The 11,173-nt window shown below is 70.5% G+C and carries 16 protein-coding genes; 13 read left to right on the top strand and 3 right to left on the bottom strand.

Features of this window, described 5'->3' with window-relative positions:
- Nucleotides 1–280 precede the first annotated feature (280 nt).
- The gene (locus ACZ60T_RS33315) at nt 281–502 is read right to left on the bottom strand and encodes a hypothetical protein (RefSeq protein WP_131122901.1); all 222 of its coding nucleotides are present in this window, start codon (nt 500–502) and stop codon (nt 281–283) included.
- 99 nt (nt 503–601) lie between these two features.
- Nucleotides 602–1,048, bottom strand: a complete 447-nt coding sequence (locus ACZ60T_RS33310; RefSeq protein ID WP_469669368.1) for a hypothetical protein — start codon at nt 1,046–1,048, stop codon at nt 602–604.
- A 206-nt stretch (nt 1,049–1,254) separates the two neighbouring features.
- Here ACZ60T_RS33310 and ACZ60T_RS33305 point away from each other — a divergent pair, with 206 nt between their 5' ends.
- The 8 genes from ACZ60T_RS33305 to ACZ60T_RS33270 all read left to right on the top strand — a co-directional run bounded on the left by ACZ60T_RS33305 (nt 1,255) and on the right by ACZ60T_RS33270 (nt 6,654).
- Nucleotides 1,255–1,527, top strand: coding sequence for a hypothetical protein (locus tag ACZ60T_RS33305; protein ID WP_469669367.1), 273 nt, complete (start codon nt 1,255–1,257; stop codon nt 1,525–1,527).
- Nucleotides 1,524–2,573, top strand: a complete 1,050-nt coding sequence (locus ACZ60T_RS33300; protein WP_469669366.1) for a YqaJ viral recombinase family nuclease — start codon at nt 1,524–1,526, stop codon at nt 2,571–2,573. Before ACZ60T_RS33305 ends, ACZ60T_RS33300 begins: the two co-directional genes overlap by 4 nt.
- On the top strand, nt 2,570–3,481 hold the full coding sequence (locus ACZ60T_RS33295; RefSeq protein ID WP_469669365.1) for a recombinase RecT: 912 nt from the start codon (nt 2,570–2,572) through the stop codon (nt 3,479–3,481). The genes ACZ60T_RS33300 and ACZ60T_RS33295 overlap by 4 nt, the downstream gene beginning before the upstream one ends.
- Nucleotides 3,482–3,664: 183 nt before the next feature.
- Nucleotides 3,665–4,474: a hypothetical protein gene (locus ACZ60T_RS33290; RefSeq protein WP_469669364.1), complete on the top strand. Its 810-nt coding sequence runs from the start codon at nt 3,665–3,667 to the stop codon at nt 4,472–4,474.
- Entirely contained in the window at nt 4,471–5,292 is an 822-nt protein-coding gene (locus ACZ60T_RS33285; RefSeq protein ID WP_469669363.1) for a zinc finger domain-containing protein, read from the top strand. The genes ACZ60T_RS33290 and ACZ60T_RS33285 overlap by 4 nt, the downstream gene beginning before the upstream one ends.
- Nucleotides 5,289–5,534 carry a hypothetical protein gene (locus tag ACZ60T_RS33280; RefSeq protein WP_469669362.1) on the top strand — a complete coding sequence of 82 codons (246 nt, stop codon included), beginning with the start codon at nt 5,289–5,291 and terminating at the stop codon, nt 5,532–5,534. The genes ACZ60T_RS33285 and ACZ60T_RS33280 overlap by 4 nt, the downstream gene beginning before the upstream one ends.
- Nucleotides 5,531–5,872, top strand: a complete 342-nt coding sequence (locus ACZ60T_RS33275; protein WP_469669361.1) for a hypothetical protein — start codon at nt 5,531–5,533, stop codon at nt 5,870–5,872. Before ACZ60T_RS33280 ends, ACZ60T_RS33275 begins: the two co-directional genes overlap by 4 nt.
- Nucleotides 5,869–6,654: a hypothetical protein gene (locus ACZ60T_RS33270; RefSeq protein WP_469669360.1), complete on the top strand. Its 786-nt coding sequence runs from the start codon at nt 5,869–5,871 to the stop codon at nt 6,652–6,654. Before ACZ60T_RS33275 ends, ACZ60T_RS33270 begins: the two co-directional genes overlap by 4 nt.
- A 43-nt stretch (nt 6,655–6,697) precedes the next feature.
- On the opposite strand, the gene ACZ60T_RS33265 is transcribed toward ACZ60T_RS33270, so the two are convergent.
- Nucleotides 6,698–6,985, bottom strand: a complete 288-nt coding sequence (locus tag ACZ60T_RS33265; RefSeq protein WP_469669359.1) for a hypothetical protein — start codon at nt 6,983–6,985, stop codon at nt 6,698–6,700.
- 135 nt (nt 6,986–7,120) lie between these two features.
- On the opposite strand from ACZ60T_RS33265, the gene ACZ60T_RS33260 reads away from it, so the two are divergent.
- From ACZ60T_RS33260 to ACZ60T_RS33240, 5 genes are all read left to right on the top strand, one after another.
- Entirely contained in the window at nt 7,121–8,215 is a 1,095-nt protein-coding gene (locus ACZ60T_RS33260) for a hypothetical protein (protein WP_469669358.1), read from the top strand.
- Between the two features lie 216 nt (nt 8,216–8,431).
- A complete protein-coding gene (locus ACZ60T_RS33255; protein WP_469669357.1) occupies nt 8,432–8,869 on the top strand; it encodes a hypothetical protein in 438 nt (145 codons plus the stop codon).
- Nucleotides 8,870–8,937: 68 nt separating this feature from the next.
- Nucleotides 8,938–9,372, top strand: a complete 435-nt coding sequence (locus tag ACZ60T_RS33250; protein ID WP_469669356.1) for a helix-turn-helix domain-containing protein — start codon at nt 8,938–8,940, stop codon at nt 9,370–9,372.
- A 13-nt stretch (nt 9,373–9,385) separates the two neighbouring features.
- A complete protein-coding gene (locus ACZ60T_RS33245; protein WP_469669355.1) occupies nt 9,386–10,618 on the top strand; it encodes a PBSX family phage terminase large subunit in 1,233 nt (410 codons plus the stop codon).
- Between the two features lie 69 nt (nt 10,619–10,687).
- Complete coding sequence (locus ACZ60T_RS33240; protein WP_469669354.1) at nt 10,688–11,128, top strand: HNH endonuclease signature motif containing protein; 441 nt, start codon at nt 10,688–10,690, stop codon at nt 11,126–11,128.
- Nucleotides 11,129–11,173: the final 45 nt, after the last annotated feature.

Here is an 11,173-nt window from a genome sequence, read left to right as displayed (position 1 = left end):
GAGCCGCCTTCGGGATTCGAACCCGAGACCTACGCATTACGAGCTCAAGATCGAAGGTGACTAGGAGGTTCAGGCCATGCCGCCCTATGACGGAACGTGCAGGTCAGAGGACTTCACCGGCACAACAGGTGCCATGCCGTGCCAACCGTTCCAAGGCAGTGTGGGCACGCATTGGGCACGCATTGGGCGCGCTGCACAGGCCGCTCGAACTGCGGTTTCGGCAACCTGAGTGGGACGCAAGAGGGGCCGCGCGGAGCGATCCGCGCGGCCCTTCCTGTGTTCACTCTTGTCGCTTGCCCGGCTCGGGCTTTGGCTCTCCGCGGTGCTGCACTTGCTCCTGATCGCCACTGTGGGGGGCAAGCGCGTTCAAGACGAGTTCGAGCGCCAGGGCGCCCGTGCTCGTGATGGAGCGGTCGTCCAAGATCACGTGCCGGTCGTCGCCGTTGGCGACGCCGGCCGCTGTTGCTTTGTCGTCGAGTCGGGTTCGGGTGACGCGGTACAAGATGCCCCCCTCGTGGCATGGCCGGACCTTTGCCATCGAACACGTGTCCGAGGCAAAGCCTGATCCACACTACTCCCACGGACACCGCAGGTCACGCGCTTACGACTCGGCGTTACCGTCGATTCCGCTTACGAGCTGGGCGTTCCCGAGTCCAAGTTCCTTTAGCTTCTCTTGAAGGATCGGGAGGTCTTCCGGTGTGGCGTCTGACGAGTACACGACGACGACCTTGGTCTCACTCGTGCTCGCCTTGAGCGGGTCGCCGACGATCAGGCCGGCCCACTCGGCCGCCGCCGCCCTCTCGACCTCGTCGAAATCGCGGTCGACCCCCGCCGCAACGGCTCGCTTTAGCCATGGCCCGTTCTTGTAGCTCTGCCCGTCGGCGATCTTCCACAGCGTGGAGTGCCCGACCGCCTTCCCCGTCACCGGGTCGACACAGCGCGCGGCGAGGCTTCTCAAGGTCTCGCCCTTGACTGCCAATGCCTCACGGACGATGTCGGCGAAGGGGGTGGGCTCGGCGCCCTCGGTGGAGGTGTCGTTCTCCGACACGGTTCTCATCTCCGTTCTTGTCGCAGAACACGAACAGTCTCATCTAAGCAGCCATCGCCCCTTGACGCACCCAGACAACGGCGTTGACGTGCAGATCTCGACTCCTTACGGTTGTTCTTGTTCGAGAACAGATACAGGCAAAGCGCCTGTAGGGTGCGCCGCACCCCTTGCCTGTTTGAATTCGACGACAAGCCCGAGGGGGATACGTGGCAGTCGACTTCATCGGCCCACCGCCGCGCAGCAAGAACACCAAGCACTCTTTGATCGCAAGCGAGCTCCAGTCGCACCCCGGGTCGTGGGGTGTCGTACAGAAGTCGGCCAACATCGCCCGCGCCTCGTCGGCTGCACAGGCGATTCGCCGGGGTCGGCTCTCCGCCTACCTTCCGGCCGGAACCTTCGAGGCGGTCGCCCGCACGGTCGTTGAGCACGGCGTCGTCGAGCATCGTGTGTATGCCCGGTACGTCGGGGGCGCGAAGTGATCGCCGCCGCGCCGGCCACCGTGACACCGACGGGCATCGTCGTGGCGCCGCCGAACCTCGACCGCGAGCAGTGGCTCGCCGTGCGTCGCACGGGAATTGGCGGCTCGGAAGTCGCCGCGGTGCTCGGCATGAGCAAGTACACCTCGGCACACGAGGTCTACCTCGACAAGCGGGGCGAGCTGCCGCTCGACCGCCCGATAAACCCCGAGCTCGCCGAGGCTGCGTTCTGGGGACTGGAACACGAGCCGACCATCGCCCGCGTGTTCTCCGAGCGCTCCGGCCTCGCCGTCGTCGAGGGCCCGGGGACGCTCGCGCACTTCGAGCGCCGTTGGATGCTCGCCAACGTCGACCGGTACGTGCTCGACGAGGACGCGCAGCCTTCCAGCCTCTTGGAGATCAAGACGCGCTCGGCCTATCAGCTCGACGAGTGGCTCGACAGCGTGCCGGACGGGCCGGCCCTTCAAACTCACTGGTACCTCGCCGTCACCGGCTACTCGCACGCGCACGTCGCCGCGCTGCTCGGCGGTAACCGGCTGCTGATTCACCGCGTCGAACGCGACGAGGCCCTCGTCGAGCACCTCGTCGCCCTGGTCGGTGAGTTCTGGCAGGGCGTGCTCGACGGCACCCCGCCCCCGGTCGATGGGTCCGAGGCGACCGAGGACCTGCTCGGCCACCTCTACACGGTCAAGGCCGAGGCCGTGACCGTCGCCGACCCGTCCGAGGTCGCGCCGCTGCTGGAACGCCGACGCGAGCTCAAGGCTCGCGAGGCGAGGACCGCCGACGAGCTGCGCGAGGTCGACAACCGCTTGAAGGCGGTCGCCGGCGAGGCTGAGATCGTCAAGACGCAGGGCGCCGTCGCCTTCACGTGGAAGCAGAACGGCCCGCTCTCGACGAAACGGTTCTCCGCCGCGCACCCGGACCTCGCGCAGCAGTACACGCACCGCGTCGACGCGCTCGATACCAAGCGCCTCGCCGCCGAGCACCCCGACGAGTTCCGGGCGCACCGCGCCCGACGCCTCGTCGTCCCGAAGGAGTCCGCAGCGTGACCACGAATCTTGCCGAGCGCGTCGCCACCAAGCGCAATGGGGCACGCTCCCTTGCCACCCAGCCCAATCGTCCCGAACAACCGGCAACGCTGGTGCAGTTCGTGCAACGGCTGCTCCCGGAAATCAAGCGTGCCCTACCAGAGCACGTCGGGGGCGCCGACCGGATCGGACGCATCGCGTTGACCGAACTGCGGCGCGTCGATCACCTCGCCGAGTGCACGCAAGAGTCTTTCGCCGGCGCGCTGATGACCTGCTCGGCGCTCGGCCTCGAACCGGGCGGCGTGTCCGGCGAGGCGTACCTGCTGCCCTTTTGGAACAAGAAGGTTCGGGCGTACGAGGTACAGCTCGTCATCGGCTATCAGGGCATGATCAAGCTGTTTTGGCAGCACCCGCTCGCCGCCGGCCTCGACGCGCACACGGTGTACGAGGGGGACGAGTTCGAGTACGAGTACGGGCTCGAACCGCGGTTGACGCACCGGCCGGCCCGCGGCTCGGCCAAGGGCCGGCCGACGGACTACTACGCCGTTGCTCGCCTGTCGAACGGCGGTAGCGCGTTCGTCGTGCTCGACGTCGACGACGTCGAGACGATCCGAAAGCGCAGCCGGGCCAAGGACTTTGGGCCGTGGTCGACGGACTACGACGCGATGGCCCGCAAGACTGCCATTCGCCAACTCTTCAAGATCATTCCGAAGAGCGCCGAGCTTGCTCGGGCGGTCGCGCATGACGAGACCGTGCGGCGCGACGCGTCGCCCGAGGGGCTCGACGTGCCCGGGGACTACATCGAGGGCGAGACCGTGCCGCAGCCGACGCCACAGGGCGCCGAGCAGCCGGCCGTCGAGGACGTGCCTTCGCAGTTCTCTGGATGGCCCGAGGCCGCCGAGCCAGTCACGGCCGACACCACACAGTGAGCCACGGGCCCGCCGTCCCGCCCCGTTGCGGGCATTGGGACGGCGCCGCCGGCCGTCACTGCCGCGCCCCCGACGGCGTTCGCCACTACCTCACCGGCTACCGCTGCCCCCAGCACACCCCCGCCGCCCTGTCCGGGCGCCCCGAGGCCCCCGGATCGCCAACACCAGTAAGGAGACGGACCGTTGAGCCGCGCCGCGACGGATTGGGTATGGGACCACGCCACCGCCCGAGGTACCGCTCGAACGGTGCTGCTCGCCATCGCTGATAAGGCGAACGTCGACGCCATCGCCTACGCCGGTACCGCGATGCTCGTGCAGCGCACCCGCGCCGCCCGCTCGACCGTGCGGGACGCCGTCGACGCGCTGCTCGGCTCGGGCGAGCTCGCCGTCGTCGAGGACGCCACCGGGCCCCGCGGAGAGACCGTTTACTGCCTGCCGCTCGTCGTCGCGACCCCCTGCTCGAAGGGGGCCGGAAACCGGCCCGGGCCGGAATCTGACCCGGGCCGAGAATCGGCCCCCGGGGGGCCGGAATCCGGTACGGAGGGGGGCCGAAATCCGACCCGAGGGGGACCGGAATCCGGCCCCCAGAACAAGAAGAACAAGAGAGAACAGGAAGCACAGCAGCAGCCGCGCGCGAACACCCCCGCCCGGTCCCCGCTGATTCCCGAACTGCACCCGCTCGGCGACGCCCTCGCCGCCGCCGGCGTCGCCGTCCGCTGGACGCTCGGCCTCGGCGAGCAGCGCGACGTCTTCCGACTCATCGAGCAGCACGGCGTCGAGGCCCTCGTCGAGCTTGCCGCCCGCCGCACCCAACCGGGTACCGAGCCGAAACCGGCCCGCTACTGGCTGCGCGTGTGGGGCGACCTCGACCGCGCGCCGTCCGCCCGACCCGGTCCCAACGTCGTACCGCTGCGTGCCGCTCCCGCCGCGTACACGGACAACCTCGCCGCCGGCCTCGCCCTGCTGAAAGCCCAGAAGGAGGGCACCCCGTGATCGACGAACACATCGCCGCCCTACTCGCCTACGCCGGCCGCCTCGACTCCCGCGTGCGCCGCGCCCTCGCCGACCCGCAGCAGTCCGCCCGCACCATCGCCGATTGGACGGCCGCCCTCGCAGAGGTCCCCGCCACCCTGCCGGACACCGGTTGGGACGCCTCGCAGGCCGTGCGCCGCTACTACGAGCAGCGCGCCGGCGACCGGTCCGCGCAGTTCCGCGCCGTCGAGCCGCACGACGTGCTCGCCGCATGGGCCCCGCACCGCGGCGAGCTCATGAACCGGCACACCGACCCCGTACCGGCCGCGGACCCGGACGACCCGCAGGCATGGCGCGAGGAACTGCTCGGCACCCGAGCCGCGGTCGCCCATGGCCACACCCCGCCGGCGCAGTACCGCGCCGAGATCAACTCGGCAGGGCAGAAACGTCTCGCCGCCCTCATGTCGGGAGTCGGCAACGGCCCGCGCCGGTACATGCCCGAGCACGTCGCGCGTGACCTCGCCGCCTATCGGCCGGCCCGGGCCCACCGCGAGGCGATCGTCGCAGAGGGCATCCCCGACCCGCTCGGCGTTCGCTGCCCGCACTGCCACGCGCAGCCCGACCAGCCGTGCCAGAGCGGATACCGGCGCAACGGCAAGGGTCGCCGCTCCCTGTCCGGCGTTCACCCCTCGCGCGTCGAGGCCCTGATCGCCCAACTCGACCCGACCGACGACGAGCAGACCGAGGCCGAGCAGGTTCGCCTCGCCCGCCTCATGTGCCAGCCACCCGCCCCGCGCGAGACCCGCGCTCGCCACACCTCGGGAGGAAACCGCCGATGACTCCCGCAGCCGCGCGCGCAGTGATCGCCGCCCACTTGACCGACGCACTCGACGTGCACCCCCACCTCGCCACACTCACCGCGGCCGAGCTGCTCGACCGCCTCGCCATCGAGGGATGGGAGATCAACACCACCAGGCACGCGCGACCGGTCGCGCCTCGCGCGCGGGAGACCCGCGGCGCTCGGCGCCTCGTCGCTCACCTGACTCGCCGTGCCCGTACGAACGGAGAACCGACCCCGTGAACGCCCGTACCCGTACCGATTCCCGTCGAGGCCGTCGCGAGCAGCGCGAGGTCGAGCGCGACGCCCGCCGCGCTCGTCTGCGCGTCCTGCTCTCCCGTGCTGACCGCGGCGTGCTCACCCCCGAGGAATCCGCCCTGTTGCGCGGCGACGTCGAGGCCGAGATCACCGAGGGCGACACGCACCGCCGCAGCGCCGGCGGACAGCAGGCAGCAGCAATGCGCCTGCACAAGCGGATCGAGGCCGCCGAGCAGTGCCTCGTCGAGACCGAGGCCGAGCGCGACCGATACGCCGCCGAGGCCGAGGCCCTGCGCCCGCACGCCGTCGAGGGGCGCCGATGAACTACGCCACCGCCGTGCACGAGACCGTCGCCGCCCTGCGCTCCATCCGGGCGCAGTGGGCCGAGTTGCTACTCGCCATCGAGACACCGCCCGCGGACGTCTGGCCACCGCGGCAGCTCGCGCACACCCTGCGCGCCGGCGACGACGAGCCGCTCGTCGTCGAGGACCGGGCGCCGCTCGTGCTGCGCGAGCACCCCGCCCCGCTGAACGTCGACGCGCTCGACACCGGCCTCGCCATCGAGCGGCAGGTGTTCGCCCTCGCCGACACCCTCGCCGCCGCCGTCCAACACGCGAGCCACGGTGACCCGCGCCGTTGGAACTTCCAGGACCCGGGCGCAGCAGACGCACGGGGCGCGGCCGGCTCGCGTGGGCACGGGCTGCACTTCGCGTGCGTGTGGGTCGAGGGGCGCGTGCTCGACGAGGACACCGAGCCCGAGCAGCAGCTCGACGGCACCCCCGCCGCGCCGCCGTTCGCGCCCCTGCCCCCGCATCTGCTGCATGAGGCACGGCGTACCGCGCGGATCGCCGAGGGCCGGCTGCTGCGGACCCTCGGCCTCGACCAGCGCACCACGCCCGTGCCCGACCGGCCGTGCCCGTGGTGCGGCGGCGAGCTCACCCTGCACACCGCCCCGGACGAGGCGCCGAGGGTGACCTGCTCGGGCGGCAGAGCCTGCTCGGCACCCGTCGCCCTCGACCACGTGGAACGGGCGCGCGTGTGGGAGTGGGCCGACCTTCCCGAGCTGATTGCCGCACTCGGGGTGGACATGGCCACCGCGGCTTAGGTCGCCGGCCGGTGCGCGGCCCGAGGGATTCTCGGGCCGCGCGCTACTTGCCCTTGGCGATCTGGTCGATTCGCGCGATCGAAAGCCCGGTCAGCTCGTGCACCTCGCGCAGAGTCAGGTTCTCCCGCATCCCCCGCACCGTGTCGCCCCGTACACCCTTGACCCGCTTCACCGCGTCCGGCAGCAGATCGTCGGCGAGGATGCGCGCCGCGCGTTCCCGCTCGACGGGGTCGGCGATCTCCGCGAGGGGAGCGAGGGCGGCGTCGAGGTGCTCGGCCATGCGGGCGCGCAGCTCGGCCCGCTGCTGCTCGGCATCGTCAGTCGTGTTCATGGGAGCAGCGTAAGGGCTTATCCAAGATTCTTTTCTAGACCCTCTTGATTCCTTCTTTCTAGACCCCCTATAAATGGTGATGCGCCGCCGGACACCACCCGACAGCGCACCATCCGACACAAGGGAGCAACCCTCATGAGCGAGACCGTCACCGCCCGAGTGCGACAGTCGTCCCACCCGCACCAGAGCACCGAGCAGGCCAAGCTCGCCCGGCACATCGTGCTCGACGCTCCCCTCTACGGCCGGCTGCGCCGCGAGGCCGGCGACGCGCTATGCCGCCCCGCCACCGACTTCTACGAGCTGGAGCGCGGCGACGTCGACGGGAACGCCACCTGCCGCAAGTGCATCGAGCGCGCCGCCCGCTACGGCGTGCGCGTGATCACCCGCGACGAGCGGCTCGACGCCCTCGCCGCGGACGTGGCGCAGCTCCACGTCGAGGCCGACGAGCTGATCGCCGACATGGCCGAGGCCGGCTCCGACCTCGACGAACTCGCCGCCGAGATCGCACAGTTCGGCGCCGACCTCGACGCGTTCATCGAGCAGGCGCCCGCCGTGCACCACTTCGACGACACGACCGAGGCGTACAACGCAACGCAGTGCCGCGACGACGTCCACGACGGCGACGTACTCGTGATCGCGTCCGAGTCGGTCGTCGGGTTCCTGCGCGACGCATGGCCGGGCGCCATCACCACCGCCCACGGTGAGTTGCACACCTTCACCACCGACCCTCGGACGATCGACGACGGGAAGTACGTCGCATCCGTCGAGCTCGCCGAGCAGGTCGCCCGCGAGATCGGCGCGCCCGCCCCTCAGAAGACGGCCGCCGCCGAGGCCCTCGCGTGCGTGCACCGCGCCACCCCGCGGGCTGACGTGTCCGGCGACCCGATCAAGACGTGCGCCCGCAAGCAGCCCAACCAGGAAGCCGGCGTATTCAGCGACGAGGGGTGCGCCGAGACGTACGACTGCGCCGTGCAGGCCGCCAACCGGGCCGCCGAGATGAACGCCGAGGAAGACGCCCCCGTCGGCGACCCGCTGTACCTGTGGGACCTGCTGTGCGTCGAGCACCGCGACAGCGAGCAGCAGGCCGACACATGCGTGGAGTGCAACGCCGACGAGGCAGAGGCCGCGAGCACATGGCGCGAGGGGTGGATCGCCGCCAAGCCGGCGCCGACTGGCGAAGCGTTGTTCGAGCTCGGCGACGACGTCGAGCAGGGCTCGCTCTTTCAGTGAACGATCTTCCCGATAGAGACTTGCGCCGTTATCCGTTCGTGACCTAAAGTCGGGAGCGCCTCCGGCGTGCCCGGAATCCCCACAGCAATTCGACGCCCCACCGCTCCCCAGGTGGGGTGTCGTCGCTTTTGCGCCATAGGCGCAACGGTCACACAACCTTCACGACTTCCCGGCGATCACACCTGTATCAGCCGTTATCCGTCCGGGAGTTCCTACGTGAAGCGCACCGCCACCACCACCCTTGCCGCCCTCATCCTGGCCGCCGCCCTGAGCGCGTGCGGCAGTTCGGACGACGACAGCAAGCCGGCCTCGAACGACGTCACGCCGAGCGCGCCCGCGTCCTCCCCCGCACCGAGCAAGGGGATCGCCGACGCCCAGCGGGCGGCGGGCATTCCGCCCAAGCCCGACGCCGCGACGCAGGCGAAGTACATCGGCGCGCTGAACGCGATCTCGCCGGACATCGTCAACGGCAAGGAGGACCGGGCGGTGAGCCGTGGCCGGGACACCTGCGCCACGGTCCACAGCTTCCCCAACGACCACGCCAAGCAGGTGGACATCACCCGTCAACGCTTCAGCGGAGCCACGGAGTTCAACACCACGCAGGCCGAGCAGATCCTCACCGCCGTGCAGACCCACCTCTGCCCGAAGAACTGACCCATGTCTCGACGGCCCGGCAGCACACCGCTGTCGGGTCGTCGGCATGTCGGGGGGTGAGCGCCGCCGTGGCCGAGCCGATCACCGACCGAGACCGTAAGGCCGTGCGCCGCCTGCACGCCGAGGGCAAGTCCCGCAATGCCATCGCACGCGAACTGGGGCGCGGCGCCGCCACCGTCTCCAAGATCGCCGCCGACGAGGGGCTCGCCTTCACCGGCGGGGCGCGCGTCGCCGCAGCCACCGAGGCACGGCGAGCAGACGCTGCCGCACGGCGCGAGCAACTCGCCGACGAGGCCCTCGACGGCGCCCTCGACCAAGTCACCAAGACCACCGGCGCCGAGTGTGCACGCGATGCCCGCGACCACGCCACCGCCGCCCGCGCCCTCACCGAAGTGCACGCCCGCGTCGCCGAGCTCGCTCGCCAGACCGGTACCGGAAGCAGCGGCGGCGCGATGCTCGACCGCCTCGCCGACGCCCTGCTCGGGCCCACGGGGTGTGACTGACAGGGGGGGTGTAATGGCCCCGCCTCTCCCCCTGTCCGACAAGCAGCTCGCATCCATCCGCGGCGCCACGGCCCGTATCAACATCTGGCACGGCTCGGTGCGCAGCGGGAAGACGATCGCCTCTCTCGTCGCCTTCCTGCTCATGGTCCGCCGGGCGCCGGCCTCGGGCCTGATCGTCATCGTCGGACGGTCGTTGCAGACGATCGAACGCAACTGCCTCGACGTGTTGCAAGACCCGACCCTGTTCGGCGATCTCGCCACCGAGGTACGCCACACCCGCGGCGCCACAACCGCCGTAATCATGGGGCGCGTTGTGCACCTCGTCGGCGCGGCGGACGCGCGCGCCGAGGGCCGACTACGCGGCATGACTGCTGCGCTCGCCTACGCCGACGAGGTCACGCTGCTGCCCGCGGCGTTCTTCCGGCAGTTGCTCGCCCGCCTCTCCGTGGCCGGGGCGAAGTTGATCGGCACCACCAACCCGGACAGCCCGCGGCATTGGCTGCGGACCGACTACCTCGACCGGGCCGGCGAGCTCGACCTCGCGCAGTTTCACTTTCAGCTTGCCGACAACCCCAGCTTGACCGAGGCGTACGTCGCCGCGCTCGCCGCCGAGTTCACCGGACTGTGGCGCCGACGCATGATCCTGGGCGAGTGGGTTGTCGCCGAGGGCGCGATCTACGACGCCTACGACGAGCAGCAGCACGTCGTCGACGAGCTGCCCGCCATGCGCCGGTACTGGGTCGGCATCGACTACGGCACGTCGAACCCGTTCTCGGCACTGCTGCTTGGCGCCGGCGACGACGACCGGCTGTACGTCGTCAGCGAATGGCGCCACGACGCCCGCGCCGCACACCGCCAGATGACCGACGCCGCATACAGCCGCGCCGTGCGCGACTGGCTCGCCGAGCTGGACGTCGTCCCCGAGTGGACGTTCATCGACCCCTCGGCCACGAGCTACTCCACGCAGCTTTGGGAGGACGGGCACCCGGGCGTCACGCGCGCCGTGAACGAGGTGATCGACGGCATCAGAAGTGTGTCGGTTGCCCTCGACTCCGGTCTGCTGCGCATCCATCGCTCGTGCGCCGGCCTGCTCGCCGAACTGCCCAACTACGTGTGGTCAGAAGAGGCCGCCGCCCGCGGCGAGGACAAGCCCGTAAAGAAGGACGATCACTCGGTCGACGCCCTGCGCTACGTCATCCACAGCACCGCGCACGAGTGGCGAGGATTTCTCGCACACGCCGCATAGCCCTCCAACCTCCGCCCCGGCCGCCCCTGTTGGCGCTCGGGGCCTCGTCATGAAGGGGGGCGGCGCACCATGCATGTTGACTGGGCCGACCGATTCCTCGCCACCGTTACCGACGCCCCGGGCGGTTGCTGGCAGTGGACCGGCTACCTCATGCCCAACGGGTACGCGCGCATCAGCGTCGACGGCGAGCGGCAGTACGCGCACCGCGTCTCGTACGAGGCGTTCGTCGCGCCGATCCCTGACGGCCTGGTGATCGACCATCTGTGCCGCAACCGCGGGTGCGTGAACCCCTCTCACCTCGACGCCGTGACGCAGCGCGTCAACGTGCTGCGAGGCGAGTCGCACGCCGCCGCGCGCGCTCGACAGGTCGCGTGCATCCGCGGTCACCGGTTCGACACCGCCAACACGTACAGAGCGAGCAACGGCACCCGCAAGTGCCGTCGTTGCCGTGCCACCGCGCGCGAGCGCTCACAACTTCGCCGGCGGGGGGTGCACTGTGCCCCTGCCTGAGAACGGCGCCCCGTGGCCCCCGCCGCACCTCGCCATGCCGTACCG

This window comes from Streptomyces sp. NPDC104371, assembly GCF_055583785.1.
Note: the sequence above shows the minus strand (reverse complement) of the source record. Positions and strands in the feature narration are given on the sequence as shown.

Bases quoted from the DNA above. Each gene is read 5' to 3' on its own strand.
- ACZ60T_RS33280 (WP_469669362.1), top strand. From the start codon at position 5,289: ATGACTCCCGCAGCCGCGCGCGCAGTGATCGCCGCCCACTTGACCGAC.
- ACZ60T_RS33270 (WP_469669360.1), top strand. From the start codon at position 5,869: ATGAACTACGCCACCGCCGTGCACGAGACCGTCGCCGCCCTGCGCTCC.
- ACZ60T_RS33265 (WP_469669359.1), bottom strand. From the start codon at position 6,985: ATGAACACGACTGACGATGCCGAGCAGCAGCGGGCCGAGCTGCGCGCC.
- ACZ60T_RS33260 (WP_469669358.1), top strand. From the start codon at position 7,121: ATGAGCGAGACCGTCACCGCCCGAGTGCGACAGTCGTCCCACCCGCAC.
- ACZ60T_RS33245 (WP_469669355.1), top strand. From the start codon at position 9,386: ATGGCCCCGCCTCTCCCCCTGTCCGACAAGCAGCTCGCATCCATCCGC.
- ACZ60T_RS33240 (WP_469669354.1), top strand. From the start codon at position 10,688: ATGCATGTTGACTGGGCCGACCGATTCCTCGCCACCGTTACCGACGCC.